At 63.7% G+C, this 24,320-nt stretch carries 14 protein-coding genes and 1 tRNA gene; 9 read left to right on the top strand and 6 right to left on the bottom strand.

Translation table 11 applies throughout. The annotated features are described in order from the left end of the window. Positions 1 to 39: 39 nt before the first annotated feature. From ahcY to Poly30_RS13585, 9 genes are all read left to right on the top strand, one after another. On the top strand, positions 40 to 1,512 hold the full coding sequence (gene ahcY / locus Poly30_RS13625; RefSeq protein WP_419191359.1) for an adenosylhomocysteinase: 1,473 nt from the start codon (positions 40 to 42) through the stop codon (positions 1,510 to 1,512). 198 nt (positions 1,513 to 1,710) lie between these two features. Then, positions 1,711 to 3,981 (top strand): carboxypeptidase-like regulatory domain-containing protein, encoded by a 2,271-nt coding sequence (locus Poly30_RS13620; RefSeq protein WP_145198177.1) that lies wholly within the window; start codon positions 1,711 to 1,713, stop codon positions 3,979 to 3,981. A gap of 117 nt (positions 3,982 to 4,098) precedes the next feature. After that, a complete protein-coding gene (locus Poly30_RS13615; protein ID WP_419191358.1) occupies positions 4,099 to 6,762 on the top strand; it encodes a sulfatase family protein in 2,664 nt (887 codons plus the stop codon). Positions 6,763 to 6,808: 46 nt separating this feature from the next. Next, positions 6,809 to 7,969: a 6-phosphofructokinase gene (locus Poly30_RS13610; RefSeq protein WP_145198173.1), complete on the top strand. Its 1,161-nt coding sequence runs from the start codon at positions 6,809 to 6,811 to the stop codon at positions 7,967 to 7,969. After that, positions 7,966 to 9,084 carry a Gfo/Idh/MocA family protein gene (locus Poly30_RS13605; RefSeq protein ID WP_145198171.1) on the top strand — a complete coding sequence of 373 codons (1,119 nt, stop codon included), beginning with the start codon at positions 7,966 to 7,968 and terminating at the stop codon, positions 9,082 to 9,084. Before Poly30_RS13610 ends, Poly30_RS13605 begins: the two co-directional genes overlap by 4 nt. Further along, positions 9,077 to 10,060, top strand: a complete 984-nt coding sequence (gluQRS, locus tag Poly30_RS13600; RefSeq protein WP_145198169.1) for a tRNA glutamyl-Q(34) synthetase GluQRS — start codon at positions 9,077 to 9,079, stop codon at positions 10,058 to 10,060. The genes Poly30_RS13605 and gluQRS overlap by 8 nt, the downstream gene beginning before the upstream one ends. Further along, positions 10,057 to 10,854, top strand: a complete 798-nt coding sequence (msrA, locus tag Poly30_RS13595) for a peptide-methionine (S)-S-oxide reductase MsrA (RefSeq protein ID WP_419191357.1) — start codon at positions 10,057 to 10,059, stop codon at positions 10,852 to 10,854. The genes gluQRS and msrA overlap by 4 nt, the downstream gene beginning before the upstream one ends. A 102-nt stretch (positions 10,855 to 10,956) precedes the next feature. Continuing rightward, positions 10,957 to 11,032: transfer RNA gene (locus Poly30_RS13590), tRNA-Asn, on the top strand. A gap of 625 nt (positions 11,033 to 11,657) precedes the next feature. Then, positions 11,658 to 15,563, top strand: coding sequence for a P-loop NTPase (locus Poly30_RS13585; protein ID WP_145198167.1), 3,906 nt, complete (start codon positions 11,658 to 11,660; stop codon positions 15,561 to 15,563). 485 nt (positions 15,564 to 16,048) lie between these two features. Here Poly30_RS13585 and Poly30_RS13580 read toward each other — a convergent pair whose 3' ends face one another. The 6 genes from Poly30_RS13580 to Poly30_RS13555 form a co-directional block, all read right to left on the bottom strand. Beyond that, entirely contained in the window at positions 16,049 to 19,843 is a 3,795-nt protein-coding gene (locus Poly30_RS13580; RefSeq protein WP_145198165.1) for a hypothetical protein, read from the bottom strand. Between the two features lie 777 nt (positions 19,844 to 20,620). Then, positions 20,621 to 21,076 (bottom strand): hypothetical protein, encoded by a 456-nt coding sequence (locus Poly30_RS13575; RefSeq protein ID WP_145198163.1) that lies wholly within the window; start codon positions 21,074 to 21,076, stop codon positions 20,621 to 20,623. Between the two features lie 178 nt (positions 21,077 to 21,254). Beyond that, entirely contained in the window at positions 21,255 to 21,656 is a 402-nt protein-coding gene (locus Poly30_RS13570; protein ID WP_145198161.1) for a GIY-YIG nuclease family protein, read from the bottom strand. A 66-nt stretch (positions 21,657 to 21,722) separates the two neighbouring features. Then, positions 21,723 to 22,142 carry a hypothetical protein gene (locus Poly30_RS13565; protein ID WP_145198158.1) on the bottom strand — a complete coding sequence of 140 codons (420 nt, stop codon included), beginning with the start codon at positions 22,140 to 22,142 and terminating at the stop codon, positions 21,723 to 21,725. Then, positions 22,139 to 23,674, bottom strand: a complete 1,536-nt coding sequence (locus Poly30_RS13560) for a recombinase family protein (protein ID WP_145198156.1) — start codon at positions 23,672 to 23,674, stop codon at positions 22,139 to 22,141. Before Poly30_RS13560 ends, Poly30_RS13565 begins: the two co-directional genes overlap by 4 nt. Next, positions 23,674 to 24,141 carry a DUF2924 domain-containing protein gene (locus tag Poly30_RS13555; protein ID WP_145198155.1) on the bottom strand — a complete coding sequence of 156 codons (468 nt, stop codon included), beginning with the start codon at positions 24,139 to 24,141 and terminating at the stop codon, positions 23,674 to 23,676. The genes Poly30_RS13560 and Poly30_RS13555 overlap by 1 nt, the downstream gene beginning before the upstream one ends. Between the last annotated feature and the right edge of the window lie 179 nt (positions 24,142 to 24,320).

Raw genomic sequence — 24,320 nt, 5'->3', positions numbered from 1 at the left:
GCGCAGCCGCGCGGGTCCCCATCTCTACCTACTTCAACGATGACTCCCTCTACCGCTACCAGCACGCAGCGTCCTGTGGTGACCGAATTCAAGGTCAAGGACATGAACCTTGCCGCCTACGGGCGCAAGGAACTCAAGATCGCCGAGAAGGAAATGCCCGGCCTCATGGCCCTCCGCGAGGAGTACAAGGGCAAGTTCCCGCTCAAGGGCGCTCGGGTCGCCGGGTCGCTCCACATGACGATCCAGACCGGCGTGCTCATCGAGACGCTCGTCGAGCTTGGCGCCGACGTGCGCTGGTGCTCCTGCAACATCTTCTCGACCCAGGACCACGCGGCGGCCGCCGTCGTCGTCGGCCCCCACGGCACCGTGGACAAGCCCACGGGCGTCCCGGTCTTCGCCTGGAAGGGCGAGACCCTCGAGGAGTACTGGTGGTGCACCGAGCAGATGCTCACCTGGTCGAACGGCGAGATGCCGAACATGATCCTGGACGACGGTGGCGACGCCACGATGTACGTCCTGAACGGCGCCAAGTACGAGCAGGACGGCAAGGTCCCCGCGCCCGAGGCGAACGCCAGCGGCGAGTGGAAGGTCGTGCTCAAGTCGCTCACGAAGAGCCTCGAGAACCACAAGGACAAGTGGACGAAGGTCGCCAAGGAGATCAAAGGCGTTTCCGAGGAGACGACCACGGGCGTGCACCGTCTCTACCAGATGGTCGAGCGCGGCGAGCTTCCGTTCCCGGCGATGAACGTCAACGACTCGGTCACCAAGTCGAAGTTCGACAACCTGTACGGCTGCCGCCACAGCCTCACCGACGGCATCATGCGTGCCACGGACGTGATGCTCTCCGGTAAGGTCGCGGTCGTCTGCGGCTACGGCGACGTCGGCAAGGGCTCGGCCCAGTCGCTTCGCGGCCAGGGCGCGCGCGTCATCATCACCGAGGTCGACCCGATCTGCGCGCTTCAGGCCGCGATGGAAGGCTTCCAGGTCGCGCGTCTCGAAGACGTGGTCGCCACGGCGGACCTCTTCATCACCACGACCGGCAACAAGGACATCATCCGCCTCGAGCACCTCGAGCAGATGAAGGACATGGCGATCGTCGGCAACATCGGCCACTTCGACAACGAGATCCAGATGGCGGAACTCGAGACGAAGGACGGCATGATTCGCGAGAACATCAAGGACCAGGTCGACCGCTGGCAGTTCCCGGACGGCCACAGCATCCTGATGCTGGCCGAAGGCCGCCTCCTGAACCTCGGCTGCGCCACGGGCCACCCGAGCTTCGTGATGAGCTGCTCGTTCACCAACCAGGTGATGGCCCAGATCGAGCTCTTCCAGAACGCCTCGCTCTACGAGAACAAGGTGTACACGCTTCCCAAGCACCTCGACGAGCGCGTCGCGCGCCTGCACCTCGACCAGCTCGGCGTGCGCCTGACCGAGATGACGAAGGAGCAGGCGGACTACCTCGGCGTTCCCGTCGAAGGTCCCTACAAGCCGGATCACTACCGCTACTAAATCGGTGACGATCTGACGTGAACGGCGCGCGCGCCGGAGCCTGGGCCCTCGGGTCCTGTGCTCCGGCGCGCGCGCTGCTTTGATGCCTGTGCACGTGGCCGGCGAGTTCCTGCTAGCCTTGGGACCCATGGGCCATCATTCGCTCCGTTCGATCCTCACGATCCTTGTCGGAGATCACCTCCCGGCGCGCACGTCGTGATGAAGCTGACTCTCCCCGTGCTCTTCGTCCTGGCCGTGCTGGTGGGTGGCTGGCTATGGCACGACTCCGTCGAGGAAGGGCCGGGCGGGATCGTCCCCGTTGCCGTGCGCGCGTCCGATGATTCTCGCGCGACCCCCGAGCGGGTCCATCTTGCTGGTGGGGACCAAGCCGCGGCGGACGACCTTGGTCGCACCGCGCTCGCGCCACCATCGCAGCCTGTCGAGCAGGCTCCGGTCCAGACGACGGAGGCAGACACGACACCTTGGGCTCAGCTCGAACTGACCGTGCTCGACCGGGTGACCGGGGCCCCCGTGGTCGGAGTATTCGCAGACTTCGAGCCGGTCATGTCACCCGGCGCAGAGAAACCAGAAACCCCACCGATCAGCCAGGCTGCCATCGAAACGGATAGGGACGGGAGGCTCACGGTGCAGATTCAGCCTCGCCTTGCCTTCGAGTACCGGGTCTTGTTCGCGGGCTCCGACCCGAGGCTCTTCGAGGGCTTCCTGGAGCCCTTCGATCCTGGCGAAGAGCGGGACGTGGAGCTCCGCGTTGACTCATCTCGTGTCCCTCGCTTCTACGTCCGCATCGTGGATCACGCCACCGACGAGGTCTTGCTCGGAGCCCGGATCGTGGAGGTGGACCGCTTTGGGCAGGGGCTCCACATGGAAGGCCCGCTGGATTTCGAAACGTGGCGTGAAAGGCCGAGCCTGGCGATCGTCGGAGGTGACGGGATCGCGGAACTGCCGAGGAGCCGATTTGTCCAGAAGCGATACGCCGCTCTCATGGATGGCTACTCGCCCGGCGTTTTCGAGCAGTCGCGCGCCGCGAAGAAACGAGAGTACGCCCAGCGGGTCGGGCTGCTGCGCGGCGCTTCCCTCGAGGTCTCCGTCTCCGACGGCTCGGGTTATCCGGTGAGCGCGGCAACGGTGCGCTTCGAGACAGAGTTCCCCGAGCTCCAGGCACCGGGCTCCACGCCGCAGATGCCCGCCGGTCTCGGTACACACGCGGTGAGCACCACGACCGATTCTTCGGGGAAGGCCAGCTTTCGCGGGTTGCCCGCAGCCGGCGCCTACGAGCTCCATGTTGCCTCCACCATCACCGGAGGCCGGGATGTTCCCGTTCCCTTCGCGCATGAGGACCTCGAGCCCGGGCAGACCGTTGAACTCGACGTCGTCGTCCAGCCGCTCGGGAGCATCGTGGGAACGGCCTTCCTCCCGAACGGTGAGCCCGCCGCAGGCGCGCAGCTGGTCCTACGCCGGGATCGAGGCGACGAGGGCCTGCTCATGGGACCGTTCGAGGCCCCGAACGACCGACGGATCACCACGGGGCACGACGGATCCTTCGAGCTGACGCTGGTTCCCGCCGGAGACTGGCTGCTCGGCCCCCCTGGAATTCAGGTCGAGGCCGTTGAATCAGAGGACGATGCGCTGCCGCTGGACCGCCATGCGCCCACGTTCACGAAAATCTCACTGGGCGGAGAGCTGTCGACGTCGAGGCTTCGAATGGAGCTGGATCCCGGCGACTGGATCCGGGGCGTCGTGCTCGATGAGGCGGGCGAGCCGGTTGAGAGTGCCTTCGTTCGCGGCCGCTTCGGTGAGTCGGACGCCTTCTGGGGCCAGACGGGCCCGAGTGGCCGCTTCCGGCTCGGCCCCTTGCCCTCTTCCGAGGTGGAGATCACGGTCGACGGCTATGAGCAGGGAACCTGCCCGCTTGTTCACGTTCTTCCCGGGAGCGACCCGATCGAGCTGCGACTGGCGCTCGGTGGGACGCTGTCACTGCGAACGGTCGAAGCGTCCACGTCCGAGGAGGTAGCGTGCCGCTTCGAATTCCGAAAGCACGGCCCGAACGGCGAGGTCCTCGAGAAAAGCGTATTCATCACCGTCCGGGGAACGGTGGACGATCACGACCTGAGCGCTGGGACCTGGAGCGTGCTCGCCTTGGGACCGAATGATCTGATGGCATTCGTCGGCGGCATCACCATCGAAGCGGGGCTCGCAAGCGAACCCATCGAAATGGCCCTGGCTCCCGCGGGTGATCTCGTCATTCAGCGAGCCCCGAATGCCCGATCCGTCGATATCGAACTTCGTCGCGGCGGCCTGGTGTTCGCCCGGTGCTCGGTTCCGGCCAACGATTCGCTCACGGTGCCGGTGCCGACGGGACAGGTGTCGATCACGTTCGCAGGAGATCCGCGGGAAAGCCGCCGAGTCCATGTGCCCGCTGGTGGAAAGGCCTCCGTGCTTCTCGATGCAGACGAGCACGATGACGGCTGAGGGCGCACCGCCCCAAGGGCGCCGCGGCACCAAGCCTGTGACGATGCAATGAGCGGCGCGCGCGCCCTTTCGATGCCTCTTCACCTGGTGGGCGGGTTCCTGCTAGCCTTGGGCCCCATGGGCCACCATTCGCTTCGTTCGCTGCTCACGATCCTCGTCGGAGCCGTCTGCGCGCTCCTCGGAACCCCGGCGGGCGCGCAGGCCGGAGAGGAGTCCCCCACCAGGGTCCTGCTCGTCGACCTCGACGACGTCGGGCACCTGCTCATGGACGCGGCGCGGACGCCGAACCTCGATGCGCTGGCCGAGACGGGCCGGTACTTTCCCACCTTCGTGGCGTCGCCGTCGTGCTCTCCGTCGCGGGCGATGCTTCTGATGGGCGCCCAGACCTCGCACCCGGACATCCTGCTCGGGCGGGTGCTCCTGGAGGAGTCGAAGGAGCGCACGGCGTACCAGCTCGAGCCGCCGACCTTGACCTCGCTCAGCAGCCTGGTCCTGGGCGCGGGAGGCTCGACCGCCAAGATCGGGAAGTGGCACCTCGGGATGCCCGAGGAGCCAGAGCATCCGATTCGGCTCGGCTTTGAGACCTACGCCGGGGTCATGGGGAACCTGAACGAGGACGGGGTGAGCTACCACCGGTTCCCGAAGATCATCGAGGGCGCGATGGAGCTGGTCGAGGGGCGCTACCTCACCACCGACGAGACGGACGACGGGATCGCGGCGCTGGAGCGCGGGACCGATCTCGTCTCCCTCAGCTACCACGCGTGCCACGGGCCGTGGGCGGTGCCGCCGCTGGAGCTGCTCTCGCCCGAGACGCGGGCAGAACTCGTGGCGCTCGGGGGCCCGGACGAATGGCTGAAGCTGGAGCCCGCTGCGCTCGCGCCGCTGATGCTGGAGGCGCTGGACCGCGAGCTCGGGCGGCTCTTCGCGCAGGCGCGCGGCAAGGGCTACACCGTCTTCGTGTTCGGGGACAACGGATCGTCAGGCTTCGTGGGCGGCGGGAAGAAGTCATTTGCGGACTCCGGGGTCGTGGCGCCGCTCTGGGTCTTCGGGCCTGGCGTGGAGCCGGGGACGGATCCGGCGCTCGTGTCCATCTGTGATGTGTATGCGACGGTGGCGGAGCTGATGGGGATCGAGCGTCAGCCCGAGACGCAGGGGCCGCAGTCGCTGTCCTTCGTTCCGGCGCTGCGCGGTGAGCCTCACACGCGGAGGTTCGCGGTCGCCGAGATCTTCGGGCGCATCGGCGACAGCCCGCGGGAGCGCAAGCGCATGCGCTGGACGCGGATGCTGCGTGGGGAACGCTTCAAGCTGGTGTGGAACCGGAAGGACGGCGAGGACTGGTCGCTGTTCGATCTCGTGGCCGATCCCGACGAGGACCACGACCTGATCGCCGAGGGCGAGCTCGGGGACGAGGCGCAGCTGGCGTACGACGAGATGCGCGCCGTCATGGAGGCCGAGGTCGCGGGGAGCGGGCGCGAGGTCGTGAGCGGCCAGCGGGCAGAGGCTTCCGAGGACGCCCCCGCCGAGGCGGGTGACGATCGGCCGACCAAGGTGCTCCTCATCGACCTCGACGACGTCGGGCACGGAATGATCGCCGAAGCCAGGACCCCCACCCTCGATGGGCTGGCGGCGCGCGGGCGCTTCTACACGACGCTGGTCACGGCGCCGACGTGCTCGCCTTCGAGGGCGATGCTCCAGACCGGCGCGTGGTGCTCGGACCCGAACGTGCTGCTCGGGCGCGTGCTGCGGAACAAGTACAAGGGGAGCCAGGCGTACGAGCTTCCGACGAAGCCGCTCCAGACCCTCGCGTCGTTCGTGGCTGCCTCCGGCCGCAGCACGGCGAAGGTCGGGAAGTGGCACCTGTCCCAGGCGAGCGCGACCGCTCATCCGAACGAGTGCGGCTGGCAGAGCTACCGCGGCGTGATCTCGAACCTGATCGTGGCCAGCGACACCTACGAGTCCTACCCGAAGGTCGTGGATGGCAAGGAGCAGCGGCTGGAAGGGCGCTACATCACGTCCGACGAGACCGACGATGCCATCGCCGCCGTCGAGCAGGGCGTGGACCTCGTGTCGGTGAGCTACCACGCGCCGCACAAGCCCTGGCACGTGCCGCCGGCCGAGCTCCTCGCGCCGCGCTTCGACGGCGAGGGCAAGCCCCTGGAGATCTCGGCCGAGGGTCTTTCGAACGAGGAGATGACGCTCTTGATGCTGGAGGCGTGCGACCACGAACTCGGCCGCTTGCTGGAGGCCGCCGAGGCGCGCGGCTACACCGTGTTCGTGTTCGGCGACAACGGCGGGCAGAACTCGCGGGAGGAAGAGGGCGGCAAGGGGACGTTCCTGGAGAGCGGGATCGTCGTGCCGATGTGGGCCGTCGGTCCCGGGATCGAGCCGGGCGTCGATCGCTCGCTCCTTTCGATGGTCGACTTCTACGCGACGATCGCCGAGCTGTTCGGGCTGGAGCGCGATCCGAAGACCCAGGGGCCGGACTCGTTCTCGTTCGCGAGGACTTTTGGCGGCGAGATGATCGGGCCGCGGTACTGGGCGTACTCGGAGACGTTCGACGTGCTCGGAGAGGACCCACGCAAGCGGATCAGCATCCAGTGGCAGCGCGCGGTGCGGGGGCGGCGCTACAAGCTCTTCCAGAACCGGGGCGCGGGGTTCTTCACGCTGGTCGACCTCGAGGAGGACCCCGAGGAGAAGGTGAATCTGCTGGACAAGCTTCCGCTGTCGGGGGAGGCCGACGAGGCCCACAAGGCGCTGCTTCAGATCCTCTACTCGATCTAGTTGCTCCTGAGAAGCGCCCGCTCCGATCCAGTACGATGCCGGGCCTATGGCAAAACGCACACCGAAACGCATCGGCGTCCTCACGGGCGGCGGCGACTGTCCGGGTCTGAACGCGGTCCTCCGCTCGGTCACCAAGCACGCGCTCCAGGCCGGGCTCGACGTCCGCGGCATCGAGGACGGCTTCCTCGGGCTGATCGAGAACCGCGTGCGCGAGCTGCGCTACGACGACGTCTCCGGCATCCTCAAGCTGGGCGGGACGATCCTCGGGACGTCGAACAAGGCCAACCCCGAGAAGTTCGCGGAGGGCACGGACGCGGACGGGAACGTGATCTGGAAGGACGTCACCGATCGGTGCTTCCAGTCGATCGAGGAGCACGGTCTCGAGGCGCTCGTGGTCCTCGGCGGCGACGGGACGATGATCTGTGCGCAGCCGTTCGCGAAGGCCGGGATCCCGGTGATCGGCGTGCCGAAGACGATCGACAACGACGTGATCGGGACCGAGCTGACGTTCGGCTTCCAGTCGGCTGTGGAGATCGCGACCGAGGCGCTGGACCGCGTGCATACGACGGCGGAGAGCCACGGGCGAGCGCTGGTCGTCGAGGTGATGGGCCGGAACGCGGGCTGGATCGCGCTGCGCGCCGGGGTGGCGGGCGGCGCGGACTGCATTCTCGTGCCGGAGATCCCCTTCTCGATCGATCACGTGATCGAGCAGATCGAGTGGCGGCGCAAGCTCGGGCGGCGCGCAACGATCATCTGCATCGCCGAGGGCGCGACGATGATCGGCGGGCACCAGGTCGTCCACGCGATCGACCCGACGTCGCCGGACCCCATCAAGCTGGGCGGGATCGGCGAGATCGTGGCGAACCTGATCGACGAGCGGTCGCCCGTGGAGTCGCGGGCCGTGACGCTCGGGCACGTGCAGCGCGGCGGGTCGCCGGTGGCCAACGACCGGGTGCTCGGGACGCAGTTCGGGGCGGCGGCGACGCAGCTGCTGCTGGATGGGCACACGAACCGGATGGTCGCCTGGGTGGAGGGCCGCGTGACCCACGTGGACATCGCGGACCCGGCCCATGGCCAGCGGACGATCCCGGCCGACGACCCGCTCGTGGCGGCGGCGCGCGCTTGCTATACGACCTTTGGCGACGAGCCGCCGCGGGCGCTCCCCGAGGACAAGCGCGGTCGCGGGCCGCGGGGGCTGCTCCGATGAGCGCTGTGCGCGTCGCGGTGCTCGGCAACTCGTTTGCCAACATGATTCAGCTGCCGGCGCTGCGCTGGGCGGCGGCGAACGGAGCGCCGAACGAGGTCGTCGCGATCGCGGGGCACGGGCTGGAGAAGGCCCAGACGACGGCGAAGAGCTGGGGCATTCCGGTGGCCACCGATCGCTGGGAGGACATCTTCGATAGCCCCCTGCCGGGCGGGGCGGTGGACCTCGTGATCGTCTCGACGCCGGTGCATCTGCACGCGCCGATGGTGCGGGCGGCGATCGACGCGGACGTGGCGATCCTCTGCGAGAAGCCCTTTGCGCTCGACGGAGCGGAGGCGCGGGAGCTGCGGGATGCGGCGCGCGGGCGGCTGGCGCTGATCGACCATCAGACGCGGTGGAGTCCCTTGCGTCGCGAGCTGGCGCGGAGGATCGCGGCGGGAGAGGCCGGAGCCCCGTGGAGCGCGCGGGTGCTGATGAATTTCGCGTCGGAGAAGCGCCTCCAGTCGCCCTATTCGTGGTGGTACGACGAGGCGCGGGGCGGCGGAACCCTCGGGGCGATCGGCAGCCACATGCTCGACGGCGTGATGGATCAGTTCGGCACGCGGGTCGAGTCGGTGATCGCGGAGCTCAGCACCTTCGTGAAGGAGCGCCAGCGCCCCGATGGTCCGACCGTCGAGGTGACGGCGGACGAGGCGTTCTGGATGTCGTGCCGGATGCACGACGGTCTCGTGTGCCAGGTCGAGTCGAGCCTGATGGCCTTCGGGGCGAAGCGCGATGCGGGTGAGGGCGTGCTGGTCGAGTACAGCGGTTCCAGGGGCACGTTCCGCCTGGAGGGCGAGACGAAGCTTCTCTGGCTCCCCCACGGCGGGCCGCCGGAGGTGCTGGCGCGGGATCCCCTCCCCGGCCATGGGGAGCTGGGGATGCCGCCGGGCACGGGCTTCTTCCCGAGGGTGCTGCCGTCGTACTTCCGGGATGTGCTCCAGGCGGTGGCGGAGGGGCGGACGGAGCTGCCGGGCGCCGCTGACTTCGACGACGCCGTCCATGTGATGGACGTCCTGGACGCGGCGCGGGAGTCGGCCCGTGAAGGGCGCCGCGTTCCTGTGCGGAGCGATGCCTGAGCCGTCGCCCCGCTCCGCGGCGTCCGACATCGTGGGACGCCTCGCGCCGTCCCCGACGGGCCGCCTCCACCTGGGCCATGCGCGGTCGTTCCTGATCGCGTGGTGGTCGGCGCGATCGCGGGGTGGACGAGTCGTCCTCCGGATCGAGGACCTGGATGGCGAGCGGGTCAAACCGGGCGCGACGGAGCTGGTCCTCGAGGACCTCGCGTGGCTCGGGCTGGATTGGGACGGGGAGCCGCTCTTCCAGACGGCCCGGACCCAAGCCCATCGCGAGGCCCTCGACCACCTGCTCCAGCGAGGCCTCGCCTATCCCTGCGTCTGTACGCGCCGGGAGATCGAGGAGGCGGCAAGCGCGCCCCATGCGGGGGACGAGGAGACCCGGTACCCGGGCACGTGCCGCGGCCGTTTCGCGAGCCTCGAGGAGGCGCGCTCGGCCACCGGTCGGGAGCCTGCCATCCGCCTCCTCGTCCAGCCCGGACCCGTGCGCTTCGAGGACGTCCTCCACGGCGCCCAGTCCATCGACGTCGCGGCCACGTCGGGCGATTTCGTGATCGGCCGGAAGGATGGACTTGCGGCCTACCAGCTAGCGACGCCCCTCGACGACGACTTCCAGTCCGTCACCGAGGTCCTGCGGGGTGAGGATCTCCTCCCGAGTGCGGCGCGCCAGAAGCTGGTCCTCAGCGCTCTGGGCCGCCCTTTCCCCACCCAGATCCACGTGCCTTTGGTCCAGGGCCCGGATGGCCTACGATTGGCGAAGAGAGCCGGCTCCCTGTCCCTCCAGGAGCTCCGTGAGGCGGGTGTGCGCTCGGAGTCACTGGCGACCTGGGCCGCGGCCTCGGCGGGCGTCCAGGGTGCCCAGGAGGCCCCTACCCCATCCCCTGCATCCGAGTGGCTGGCCGCATTCGAACTCAAGGCGGTCCCTATCGCCGAGCCGGTCCGTACGCCGGAGAGTCTCCCCCACGAGAAACGAACATGAAGCAAAGAACCCAGAAGAGCCCTCTCCTGCCCCACGCCCTCCTGTCGCTGGCCGCGTCGCTGATCACGTCTCTGTCCCTGGCGTCCTGCTCGATGGAGCCCCTTGAGAGCCCGTCCGAGGTGTCGGACCAGGCGTCAGTGGAGAGCGTTTCGAGCCCGATGGACGATGCCACTTCCCTCCCTCCCTATTCCGAGGTCCCCGCCGAGACCTCCCTCCCCGCCAGCACTGAAATGACCCCAGAAGACGCCACCGCCCCGGATCCAGCCCCTGCCGACGCCGCCCCCCAGCTCGAGGTCGCCACCCTGGGTGCCGGCTGCTACTGGTGCATCGAGGCGGTCCTCGAGCAACTCGATGGAGTCGAGTCGGTGGTCTCGGGCTTCATGGGGGGCGAGATCGACAACCCCACCTACGCCCAGGTCTGCTCAGGAACGACGGGCCATGCGGAGGTGGTCCAGGTGACCTTCGACCCCAAAATCTTGCCCTACAAGGACCTCCTGGACTGGTTCTGGAAGTCCCACGACCCCACCACCCTGAACCGTCAGGGCGCGGACCGGGGCACCCAGTACCGCTCGGCGATCTTCGTGCACAGCCCGACCCAGCGCCAGATCGCAGAAACGTCGAAGAAGGACGTGCAGCCCACCTTCACCGACCCGATCGTGACGGAGATCACGGACGCGTCGACCTTCTACAAGGCGAAGGACGAGCACCAGGGCTACTACTTCGACAACCCCTCCCAGGGCTACTGCCGGATGGTGATCGCCCCGAAGCTGAAGAAGCTGGGCCTCAAGTACTAGCCCCCCACCAGCCGATCCCCTCCTCCAGAGAAGATTTCCGAAGGTCTCCCCGGAGACCCTCTTGACACAGCGCCCGCGCTGCGTATCCTCTCGCCCTCGCGTTCCCCGATAGCTCAGTTGGTAGAGCAAGCGGCTGTTAACCGCTGTGTCGCAGGTTCGAATCCTGCTCGGGGAGCCACTCCCCTCCTGGGTTGAGCAAAGCTGCTCCCCGGAGGCCGCACATGGCCGCCGCGAGCCTCGATTCTCCGGCTTGGCGTGTCAGGAGGGTCGGCTGGGTGGCGTTCCATATTGCTCCTAGGTCTCTGATCTCTCGACTGCCTTGCACGAGCCGGTTGACGCTGCCAAACGGTCATTCCGCGGCGCACGGAGTTCGCAACCAGCTCGCGGAGCAGCCGCGGAGCAGCCGCGGATGAACAGGACGCTCGGGCTTTTCCTGACGGTGCCGGCTAGGGCCACATCGAGCGCTGCGCTACGACGTACTAGGATCCTCTGGTCAGTGCCGTCGCTCTCCCCCTCCCTATCAGCTTGAAGAGCGATCGGAGGAAACCCCTCGGCCCGCCTCCTCGTGCCAAGAAGACTCGCCCGATCGTACCGGCGCAAGTTCCGTCCAGGAAGAAGGCCTGCGGTGATCAGAGCCAAAGCTCTTGATCATGTCTCTCTCCGCGCGCCCTGTGGGCGCAACTTGAAAAAGGATGAAGGGTGAGTTCTTGAGCAAGTGGTCTCAACCCATCGATTCAAGTCTTGCTCTCTCCGCCCCAAGAGTGCATACCAAGCAAATGGGCCGAAAGAATACCGCGCAGTCAATGGACAAGACTCCAGACACCTTGGATGCGATTCTTGCTCGCAGGTATCACGGTGCAGTCAATATCCGGGGGATTCGCTACCAGGTCCTGTACTCCATCCTCCGAGCCCTGGAGCTATACGGGCTGCCCACCTCGGCGTCTGTTCGCCTAGAGGGCATCGAAGACGTCGACTTGCTCGGCTTCTGCCTTCAAAACGAGTTTATCCAGGTCAAGACCGCGGGTAAGCCGTGGAAGTGGTCCCAGCTGGGCGACCCTGTAGAGCACTTCCTAGAAGCACACCGCGCTGACGAGAGCACCCGATTCCAACTCGCCGTGAGCTTCCGACTAGAGAAGGACATTGAGAAGCTCGCTTGCCATGAAAGCCTATCAGCGACCGAGGGCAAGCGAATAAGAGCTAAGTTTCGTGAACTCACCTCAAATTTTGGTGCTACACCTCAGGAAACGCAGGCCCTCCTGGATGGTCTCTCGATTGTTTCAACACCCGAGGCTCAAATTCGATGCGAGCTACTCGCCGCTATAACGGACAGGTTCGAACTTGGTAGCGAAGCCGCGGAGACTTACCTACTTGTGCTGGTGGCGAGGTTCTTGGGCTGGGCGCAGGAGAGGTCCACGGTTACCCTTTGTGACCTTGTGCAAGTTCGGTCATCTGTCGGTGAGGCACTCTCAAGAGAACAACACTTTCAGGCCTATGGGCGCGGGCTCGTTACGAGGCTTGCCTGGAAGGAGGACGCGCAAACTGAAGACTTCTACGAAGGCAAGCAAACAAGGCCTGGACACATCGTTGCGAGCGCCGACATAGACCGACCGCGCTGGATCAAACGAATAGAGCAAGCGTTTGCTGCAGGAGGTGTCTGTGTGTTGAAGTCGTCAAGCGGTCAAGGAAAATCGACATTACTTTATCGCTTTGCCCACGATCATTGGCCAAAGGAGAACACGTTCGTGCTGCAAGCCGCTCGCACACCGGAGGATGCTCACGCGGTCATTAGTTACCTACAGCACAGAGCTGGCGTGACTCTTCCAACGTTCCTCCTGATTGACAACGCTGGCTGGGTCACTAGCGAATGGCCCAGAGTCGTCGAACAATGCGTCGCAGTCGGCATCCCGGTGCTTCTGTCCGTTCGGATCGAGGACTGGTATCGATTCTCCAAGCAGAGCGGAACCTCCTACGAGGTTGTTGAGCCGACACTCGACGTTCAGGAGGCAAAAGCTGTCTTCCGATCGCTGCGGCAGGCTAGGAGAGTGCACAAGACGGTTCTCTCAGCCGAGTGGGCGTACGAGCAAATCGGTACACCGCACCTCCTAATGGAGTACGTCTATCTTCTTACGCACGGCCGCATGCTGGAGGAGCGGCTTCGAGAGCAGTTACAGCAGTTCTACGAGTTGGGCGAAGATCCCGTCAAACTCGAGGTACTTAGGCGCGTCGCGCTTGCCGCAACGGCAGATTGCCCAGTCGTGGCTGCGAAGCTTCTCGACGCGATTGAGACTAAAGACGACGTGCAACACATCCTGGATTCACTCGAGGGCGAGTACCTCGTTGCTGAGGGTGAGACACTTCGGGGCCTTCACAGGGTGCGTTCGAGCCACTTGGTTGAGCTTCTACATGGAACTCACGCCTCGGTCGAGCGAACGGCAATTGCAGTCCTCCCGGCTATTCCGCGAGAGACAGCGAGCACCTTCATTGCCAGCGTTATGTCAAGAGGCAGCGTAAACACCAGCCAGTTCATTCAGGCCCTAGCCGACAGCTCTCTGGATAGGCCACTTGACGAGATGCGTGCCGTGATCGAGGGAGTTTATGAAGGTGGAGAGTGGCTTTTTTTTGCCACGCACCGCCATCTCTTCGACGAAGCGCAACGCGCCGCGGGGACGAGCGGTCCTACAATGCTCTGTACGACATCCGCGCCAGTAATACAGGTCAACATACTTGATCAGTTGAGTCAACTGTGTGGAGGGCGCTCCCCCAGAGTGTTGCGCCTTCGGGAGCTTGCCTCGCAGTTTATGGACATTCCCCGGGGAAGGGACAGAGTGACTGAATTCCTATTGCTCGCAGAACCAGCTATTACATCATCGCGGCTGGCAGAATCGCTTCGAGACGTCGGCCACGTCCTAGATTGGTTCACGCTGTGTGGGGTGCGGCTGACATCTTGGAGCAATACCCAAGCCGAGATGCTTGACGCTGACCAACCGTTCCGGCTCGCTCTGAACGACTACTGTGCATTATCGCAGGGTGCCTATCGCTACGATGAATCTTACTTCCTCCAGTGGTTCAGGCACAATCGCTCTCGTATCCTGAGTTACCTGAAGTACAGTTGCGATTGCCTGACTCTTGACATCGTCGAGCAGACTCTCACGGTCGAATTTGTCATCGATTCGGAGGGGGGCGATGTGAACAGCCAAGCAGTCTCACGTCTTGCGAGCCTTCGCTCTGCGGTACCGTTTTGTGAGGAGTATCGATCTCGACCAATTTGGGCGCTTCCAGAAGGGCTGACACCAAGCGCAGACGACGGGACAAAAAACTTGCTGGCGGAGAACAACCCATCTTCTAGCGATGTGGACAAGAACGCTCTGTGGCGCGCGGTTGTGGAGCAAGCCTACTTGCCAGATAGCTACTTCGTGTTTGAGGAGGCCTGGTTTGAAGCTAGGAAGGCGGCGGTGCAGTTCGTGGAGATCCTATCTCGCGTCCTTGAGCGGTCCCTGTCCGGGAAGAAGGTCCCCTCCAGCGCGCCGTCTCAGGTCTCCCGGCAGCTTGCGAGCCTTCACAATTGCTTGCAGGAACTGCCCAAGCTCCCTCCTCAGACCCCGGCTAAGATCTCGAGAGAATTCGCGGCGCCTGCACATTCCTCAAGGGAGAACCCGTCTCAATGGGTCGCCAGCCTTCAGAATTTCTTGAGCCAGTTCGCTGGGTACAGCGAGGATAATTCAAAGAAGGATCTTGCTCGTCTCGCTTCAGTGAACTTCTACAGCGCTGCGGTTGCGCTGCCCGCCCTCCACGGAGCCTTCGACGCGCTGTTCGGAGTCGCACTCGACTATTTCGACGCACGCTCGCTGAACAGCCGAGAGTTGGAGTCTTATGCCTCCCTTGGAGAACTTGTGGATCCGTGGCTGGTGAATCCGCCCGCGACTAAACCCTCGAACATACGACAGTGGATCCAAGCTCGCACGAGGAAGGAGAACGAGGCTGCCATGGCGCGCATTCGCTCCGCAACTCAAGAAGTTGAGAATCGCGGTCTAGTGCTCTCTCTCCCCCTGGGGGTCGCCACGCTAGGGAACCTTCGCTACGTGCCCATTGGATTCGAAGCCGTCGATCCAGGTGACTCTGGAGCTCAAGTCCAAGCACTTGCCGCGGCTTTACAGGACGTCCACGACCTGGGCGACTACTTCTGCCTTGTTCCCCTGTACCGAGGTAATAGGTTCTCTGACCGTGCGCACCTCCTTCCCTCCCGCAAGCTCTCGGACTTCGCGGACGGAGCTGCCGAGCAGTGGGAAGACCTCGTTCCCATGGAAATACCGGCGGCAGTGTTGGGGCAGTTGTGGTCCTCGCAGCTAGTTCCTTTGCATCAGTTGCAAGTGCAGGCAACTGTCGCGGGGCTCGTGCTAGAGGTTCAGTGCATCCACGACCTTCGTGGAGAAGTCGAAAGCAGGCTCAGCGGTGATGACGATCACTTTAACTTACTGCACAGAGAGCAACAACTCGACAAGGTGGCGCATCGTTTTTCACTGCTCTCGGAGGTGGCTTCAGCTGCGCTTGAGGAGGGCGATGCGATGCTGGACGCCGACGCCTCTCCCATTCGGGAGCTTCTCGTTGCTTTGGCCAAGAAACGCTGGAGCGAGGCCGAGCGGATGGTTGCAGAGGGCATTGTCACTGGCGAGCATCTTCAGGCGCTAGGGTGTGGGTTCCGTAAAGTCTGACAGGGGGCGTTCCGGAAAGTCTGATGTCTACCGCCATGCGATCCGCAGGTCCTGATCCTGTCAAGGCTGGGTGTCGAGGGCCCGTGCGTCCGCCCCTCTCTCGTCGTCGGAGTGGACTTCGACCCGGGTGAACGGTCACGAATGACAGAGGAGCGAGCGCGACCAGGGCGACCTTGGCCGCGCTGCTCATCGGTGGAGAAGCGCACTTGGGGCCGTCGCGCTCCATGATATCGAGTGGCGGATTGCCGCGCTCCTTGGTCAGCGCCAAGACGTGTCGTGGAACAGAAACAATATTGTTGAAGCGCAGGATGTCCGCGCCGCCCCAATCAACCACTCGAGCCTGCCGCCTCGACCGTCTTCAGCAGGCTCAGAACGTAGGTAACGGTCTAATTCCGGCGCAATCCGTACGCGACGTAACACCCAGATCCCGGCTTCTCGCATCAGCGCCGCGCAATGATGCCCCCACGGTGACTTGCAAAATTATGCTAGTAGTAAAAGCGCGCATCTTGACGTCTAAGGTTACTTGCATCATCGGCCTGCTGTGCATATCTCACCAGCTCATCTAAAAGGCCAAGGGCATCGCTTGCTGCTCTAGAAAGGGCGTGATCCTCGCCAAGTAGAACCTCAAGGAGACAGCGATGGCTTCGCAGCGAATCAGTCTGACTCCCACTCCAGCGTACCGCCCGTAGACGATCAACCACGACCTTTAGAGCTGCATCCTTGTCGGGGCAGCAGCGAAGAAGCAACCGTCCAACCGGGAACCATTCCGGACCTTCACTCCCGGCAAGTTCAGACCACAGAGACCCGCAGCAGAGCAGGTCAAGGTACCGGCTCCCTGGACCGGCGCCCGCCCAACCAAGAACGACTTCAACCCCCATTTCATCCAAAGGATAGCCGTCTTGTCGTCCGGAGTCGAATTCGCGCAGCCAGAGAGAGTGAGAATCTGACCTGCCCACGCACAGAGCGTCGAGCGCAGCATAAGGAAACTTATCCGTAAAATACCTCACCAGTCTCGAGAATTTCCCCTCCAAGTGTCCGCCTTCACGAACCGCTGCTGCAAATTGGGTGATAAAGTCTATAAAAGCGGCGTCCTCCTCGCCGAAACACCAGTTAGCAAGCGAGGCTAACCTCCAATCGATGTCAGATGAGAGCCCATCAAAATCAATTCGGGAGAGCATTTCCCTTCCAACCCCAACGAAGGCGCTCCAATCCCCCTCTTCTATTTCGTCGCTTTCGAGGCGGTTAAGCACGGCGAAGCATATCTCGATCGCTGACTCGTGTCCGCGATTCTCAAGTGCAAGAATCTCTTCAATCAGCCCCGTTAGCCCCGTCGCGTCCATGGACCTTAGCGCCGGACCGCCAACCATGCATCTTGTCGGCTGACGCCTGAGGCGAATAGCGGCTCTTAGACGCTGGATACCCGCCTCGTCACACTTGACAACAGAGCAAAGCGAGAGTGCGATGCTGCTGAGAATTTCGTCGTCAATTGCCTCATCAAGAAGGTTGCCAGCAGTCGCACTATCACGTTCACCAAGCGCCTTCATGAAGCCATGAAGCAACTGTCCTGTAGCCTGCCCCTCGCTTTCAACGAGCTCTCGGTAGCCGTCGGCGAGAATCCGCCACACCGGCTGGATCTCTTCACACTGCTGGGCAAGTCCGGATCCAACGTCGTACAGTCTCGTGCTCCGTGATCGGAGCATTTCGGACAGCACGGCTATCAGTGACTCGGAGTCCCCGGCAAGCTCCTGACCGATAGTATTGCACAGCTCCGCGACCTCTCTATCCGCATCTAGGTAGTCGGTGCCATATGCTTCTCTTAGAGCAGCATAGTCACGCGAAGATGTTTGTTCTGGTAATGCATAGACACGGACACGCTCCAGTACCGTGGACGGCGCAAGCGCTTTCACAAGTTCCTCTAAGGCTTGCGCAACTGCCAGGGCCTCGGCGGTCCCTTCCTCAAGAGCCTCCCTCTGTGCGTGACTGGCACCCACCCAACCTTCAGGCCAACCACCATCTTGTGCAAAGGCTCTTGCCAACTCAAGAAGCTCCTTATGAGCGCCGGTTCTTGGCATGATGTCGGAGAACACGCTTGCCAAGAGTTCCTTGGCACTCGCTGTCCAAGAGTGCTCCTCCTCAACCAGCCACAGACATAGAGCCGCTACCTCTCGGAACCAGTCGGCCTGCTCTTCTGTCGTTGCCGGGCGGTACCCCCAAGTGCGCGCGTGCGAACCAAATTGTGGCTGGAAGGCTGAGCTGAATCCACCGGTGAGCAGCATCTTCGAGAGACAGCCGAAGAACAGATTCTCAGCTTGAGTAGCTCCATTCTCAGCCAAACCCTTGAGTACACCCGTGCGCTGCGTGGGGTCTGCAAGCGTACCCGACAAGGAGATGGTGAACATTGACTCAAGGGCCTCGGCGGGAGTGTTGCTCCCAACTTGCGCATCTAGTTGGATGAGTAGTTCGGCGCACCGCTCGAACGAATCCGCCGGGTAAGCCAAATGCCGAATGAGAGTGCATATACGGTGAACTCGCCCCTCCTCCACTGGGCCCTCTTTCAACTCTCGCACTGTGCGGACGAGCAATTCAAGGGCAGCCGCTGAGTCAGCAGGTGCAGCGAGAAGTAAGAGGTCAAGACCCTCGTTACTAAGGCTCATCGCTGAGTCAAGCGGGCCTCCTGCACACATCCAGTCTGATGCGATCCGCTTCGCCTCATCGCATGTATGGAGATGACCTAGGCGATACGCAAATGACCGCACGAGCCGGCTTGGCGATTTTGCATCGAACGCCCTAAGCAGAGTGTCGGGATGGAAGTGCCGAAAAGCATCTGCAGCCCAACGGTGAGCAATTCCCTGCGGAAGCAATGCACGCGCTGAGCCGCGCTTCTGGACAAGCTGTCTGTCTCGGAGTAGCTCCACGTTCCTGAAGAATTGTGCACTGCTCAACTCAGCGAGACTCGCCAATGTCTCTAGCTCTCCATTCTCTTCTCGCTCGGTGTCAAACGAGGCGACTAGCGCTATAGTCTCGGCGGTCCTTCGGAGCTCTTCACTGATCTCCCCACCCTGAGACAGCAGGCGCTCGAGGAGCTCTGCGTCGCTGACACCCGCAAGGTCCGCCCCGGCACGTCTTGCGTGGGCGAGAGCCAGTCCGATGCGGTAGTTACCTCCTGAGAAGTCCGCGATGGCGCTGCGGTCACCTGGCGAAAGGTCTGGAAAGCGTCTCTGTAGAACAGCGTTGAGCTGCTCTGCAGTGTCCGGGTACAGTGAGAAGACGGCAGTTCTTTCCGGCTGGTCGTCCCGGACGTCGTGCTCGATTGTAAGAAGTGACACGGAGCTACCGCTGCCCAACGCGATGGCCAACCGCCGATGTTCTTCGCGAGTACAGTTGTCAGCGATGAGCACTACACGCTGCCTAGTCTTTGACAGATGTTCAACCAACTCGCGAGCGCCAGGGCGCGGCTCGGCACCCAGGTCAGCATAGACAGCGAGGCTGGGATCGAGTGATCCTTCTCCAATCCGCTCATCAAAAAGTGCCTGGGCGAGTCGCGTCTTTCCCACACCAGAGAGTCCGACTAGCCGCGCAATACCTCCCGGCCTAAGCTCGTGCCTCAGAGCTTTTAGCCCAACGGCCATTGCCATAACTTTGCTCTGAAACTCGAGTCGCTCAGACTTATCTCCGAGGAACTCTTCGTCCAACTCACCTGGCGAACTTGACCAATCCCCAAACGGTCGCCACCCGCTAACAGCAAGCCCAAGCGTCCTGCTCTGCACCCACGCAACCATCGAAGGATGGCTATTGGTCCACTGTGCGAGCTTCTTGCTGTCGTAGAAGAATAACGAGATACCCGAATCGCCTACTTCACCTAAGACGACATCCTTCATCGCATCCAACCTGGATTGGAGCATCGACTCCGAGACATTGTCTCTTGAGCTAGCAATAATATATGCCCCTCCATTGGCTGCAATCTCAGCGATTGCCGGTCGAAGGGAATCGCCGGAATGCATCTCACTTCGCACCTTTGCTGCTGACATCTTCTCGGCCTTGACCTGGATCCCGGTCGTCGAACTGGGAATGAAACCGCCGGACGATGGCCCGCCGCCTTCACGCACCATGACGTCAATACCACCGTCAGCTGCGCGCTGGTCCCCACCACAGTTAACACCAGCAATTGGACGGCCGTCACGCCCTAGCTCAGCTCTAGCGAGAATGCAGATGAGCTCGCGAAGAACGGCGTCATCTAAAGATCCAATGTCTTCAGGGGTAACTTCAAAGAAGTTTGGCATGGCGTAACTTGTTTTTAGCTGTCGGGCGGCGAGGCAGACATCTGCTCTCGTACACCTTTAAGAACGACTTGGTTGTCTGTGATTCGGCTGCAGTCGCGCCACTCCAACTACTTCTCATCTAGGAGAAGAGGGCGGGCGGTGGAGCTATGCCGCCGAGTGAAATACCTCAGACTCACTCCACAGCCGCAGGTACAGGCGACAACGGCCGTGACATATGGGGCAGCCTTGAAGCCTGCGAACGCTGCCCTGGCCGAGCAGTCGCTGACGGGGAACTCGAATGCGTTGGTGCCGAGCCGTAGCAGATCTCTTCCTACCCCAAAGCGCCTCCAAGCTGCTGGACACTTTGGGGGGCATGGATAGGAGATTGCCACCCGCCCCAGACGAGTATTCGCCTACGTCTGGAAGAATCTCCCAGTCATAGGCTAGTAGTCCTGCGCTGGGTCGGTGTCTCGGATCTGGGAGGGATGGACAGTGGTCTAGATCTCCGTCTCTGCGCTCCCAGGACTCGCTAACGCGATGAGCTCGCGCGAACATTACGCTTGGCTCCCAGTCGGCCAGAGTCGGTCCCGGAATGAACTGGAACGCGATGGACGCGCCGTTGTAGCGGGATAGGTTCCCTTGCGGCTGGATGCTGACATAGTCGTCGAAGTACCTCACGTGCCGCCGCCGCTGGGCCAGGCCGTCGCGGCTGTGACGCGCGAGCCGGACTCCGTTGAGGTCAAGACCGGCTTGATGGATGACATCGTTCAATTCGTAGAGCATGGTGGGAGGCGACGATCAGAGCTTCGAGAGCATGGCCAATGCGTCGTACGCCTGCAACGCTGGCGCGTGCATCGCTGCCATGGTCCGAACCTCCACGTACGGCCCGTTGGCGCCGCCGTCGTCGTTCTTGCCGAGGCAGCGGGAGGTGTCCTCCAGCCACGCCGCACCGGGGATCAGGAAGGTCTGGCCGGGGAGGCCACGCTCATCGAGCATCACTGCCGCGACGAGGAAGTCCGCCGTGGCACGGAACCGGTTGGCCTTCACCCATGGGTTCACCGTCGAACCGGCCGCTTTCACCTGAACCGAGTACCAGCGGTTGGTCCGGGTCGAGCGCACGGCGATATCCGATCCATGGCCGTCGTCGCAAGCCGCAGTGAAGACCTCAAGCGCTGGGTCGGAGAGCAGAAGGGATGCGACATGCAGCTCTGCGATGTCGCCCTTGCGTTTCGGTCCCAGGTGCTGGCTCTCCATCGGGGAAGCGTACCACCTTGGACTCGATCGCACTCGAGCGAATCCTGTCCAGGACCGAGGCGGCGCTCCCCGTCGTTGATGCACCGTCCCACGAATCGGAAACGTGGAGCGGCTGGCGGGCGCGCACGGTTAGTCCCAGGGAGAATCCCGAAGACTCTCTGCTCGCCCCAATCCTGCGCTACTGCAAGTTCCGACCAGCCCTGTTCAGCGGCGGCTGCAGTAGGTCGATCAGGAACTCCTCGATCGCGGGCGCGATGAAGCGCCGGCTCTCCTCAACCCCGACGGTTCTCAGCCACCGGACGTCGCCGAAACCCTCCCGCGCCACGAACTTGGCGCCGCCACCCGCAACATGGCAGAACACTCGGCCGCCGACCGACGCTCCCATCGAAGCCTTGCCGATGTAGAGGACCGCACCCGACTCATCCAGCAGCGCGTAAACGCCGGCGCTGTCAGCGTTCGGCCAGGTCGTCTTCGCAGCTTCCTCGCAGCGGAGATCGAAACGTTCGGACCAGGTTGGGCGTTGGATGCCGGAGGGCCAGTAGGCGTCGCAGAACATCTGGAGTAGGCCGTCGAGAGTCATGGGCAAACGTAGGTAGAGCTGAATGGATCGAGTGCGGGGCCGAGGTTCCCGCTCGGGCTGATGGTACTACTTGCCGATGCTCGGGCGACGGGCTCGGCCAGAGGGCGGCGCCTCGGCCCGGCAATCGTCACACGAACCGATGGCGCGGCAGACGGACCCTCCTTGTTGCTCCAGCCAGGAGTGCTCCGCGCTGACGGGCCGCAGCGCCCGAGCCGAGCGGGTGTCATCGCCGCAGAGAATCCGCTCCTGCGTCGACGGATCAAGCCGGAGGAGCATCCCGATCTGGCTGACTCTAGCTCGTGTGACGCCCAGTGCCGCCGCGACCTCCGCCGCCGAACTATAGATGCCCTTCTCGACAGCGTCCTCGATGTAGTGCGCGAGGGCAAGGGAGCGTGCCGCTGGCGACGTGACAGGGCGTGCCGGGCGTTCCGGTCGCAGGTCGGCCTTGGAGCCTCCGATGCGCGACGTGAACGAGAGCCCGGTCACGCGGCGGCCTCCGCCCCGATGGGCTCCATATCTCGAAGCCTGATCTCGATCGCCCCGCTCGGGCCGTCGTAGACAACCGCGTCGAGAATGAGGTCCAAGAGCCGTGCTTGCTCGTCAAGCGTGAGGGTGTCCCAGACCGCGGTGAATTCGGCGAGCGCCTGAATGAGGCCGTCTGCGGATGTGCCTGCTTTGTCGAGCGCCTGGAGGTCTCGCCGTGCCGCTTCAATTCGCTCATTGATATCGGCCATGGCCTCTTCGACTTCTTTGAGCCCTTTCGAGAGAGCAGCTGAGGTCCCCTGGTCGCCCATCGCGGCGACGAGCTTGTTCTGCTTCCGGAGGAGTTCGCCGTGGGACCGATTGAGATCCTTGAGGCCAGCCTGAAGCCTCGTCCGTTCCTCGGCCCGCTGTTGGCCTCCCTGGAGAAGGGCGGCCTCCACGATCCGCGGGTCCTTGCCCAGCCGTCGGATCTGCTCCACCACGTGCTCCTCGAGCTTGCCCGCCCCGATGCGAGTTCCAGGGCAGGCGCCTTTGCCCTGCTTCTGCGCGCGGCTGCAGATGTAGTACCTGTAGACCTTGGCCTTGCGCTTGGAGTTCGTCGGCGTCAGGGCCGCCCCGCACCGGCACCTCGCGATTCCGGACAGCATGGCGCTCGTCTTGCGCTTGGGGCGCGACTTTCCTCCCGGGGCTTGAGCCTTCAGCTTCCGCTGCACGCGGTCCCAGAGTTCCTCGTCGACGATGGCGTCGTGCTGGCCCTCCACCAGGTCGTCCTGCGCTCGGACGAGACCGCGATAGAGCGAGTTCGTGAGGAGCCAGTGGATCGTCGAGCTGTTGAACGGCGCACCGCCTGTTTGTTCGCCGGCCTGGTTGACCCACGCCTTGTTGCGAATCCCGAGAACGCCCAGCTCCTCTGCGACGGCGACGCAGCCACCCAGGTCCAGGTACGTCTGGAAGATCCGCCTGACGGTTACTGCCTCCGCCTCGTTCACGACGAGCGCCTTCTCAAAGACGTCGTACCCGAGGACTGGTCGGCCGCCGGTCCACATGCCGCGCCGGCGCGAGGCGCTCATCTTGTCCCGGGTTCGCTGAGCGATCGTCTCGCGCTCGAACTGGGCGAACGACGCCAGCAGGTTGAGCACCATCCGCCCCATCGGGCTGGTGGTATCGAACCGCTCCGTGACACTCACGAAGGCCACGTTGCGCTTCTCGAGCAGCCGCATCAGCTGGGCGAAGTCGTCAATGCTCCTGGAGAGGCGATCGAGACGGTACACCGCCAAAACATCGAGCTGCCCATCCTTGATGTCCTGAATCAATCGCTGGAACGCCGGCCGGTCGGTGGTCGCCCCGCTGAACCCGCCGTCGTCGTACCTCGCATCCAACGCGACCCACCCATCGCCAGCATGGCTCTTGACGTACGCTTCCACGAACTCCCGCTGGGCGTCGAGCGAGTTGAACTGCTGGTCGAGCCCCTCGTTCACGGACTTGCGCGTGTAGATGGCGACGCGGACCTGCTTGGCCTTGATACTCGGTGCCATCAGCCTCGCCCTCGCCCAGTCAGGCCGAAGAAGGCCGGCCCCGAGACGTGGGAGCCAGAGACGGCCTTGGCGCCGGCAGAGAGGCTCCTGTAGGGCATCCCGTTGACCTCCCAGCCGTTGGTGGTTCTGACGGCGACGACCAGGGTCCCGCGCCATTCACGCTCGAGCCTCGTCCCGACCGGGGGCTCGCCCGATGTCGACTTCCGCGGTGACCTCGGTTTCGGCGAAAGCCCTGGAAGCTGCAGCTCCGCCTGGATCTCCGCGATGCGCTTCTTCGCGGCGCCGCTGAGGCCACCGAAGCGGATGGCTTGCTCCTGCCACGCGCAGCGGTAGAAGAGCCACTGCCTGTGCTTCGAGCGCGGGGGCTTGCCGAAGAGGCCGTGATAGCGGGCGACGAGTTGCGGCACCGAGGCGCCCTGCAGCTCGTGCAGGACGTCCTTGATGGGCGGGTGTGTACTTGGATTCATGCTGTCCTCTTGGAGTTGGGCACGGCGTCAACCACCGTGCGCCCGCATGCACGCTCGTCCTGCCCCACGTCATCAAGCCCGTTCTGGCGAACCAGCTCGAGACGGCGGTATCCCCTGACGAGAATCTCTGCGACCTCGGCCAGGCGGGCCTCCGGGCTCATCGATCCTGGATCGCATCG

The organism is Saltatorellus ferox (genome assembly GCA_007751475.1).
Classification (GTDB): domain Bacteria; phylum Planctomycetota; class UBA1135; order UBA1135.
The sequence above is the reverse complement of the archived record's forward strand: the minus strand, read 5'-3'. Positions and strand labels throughout refer to the sequence as shown.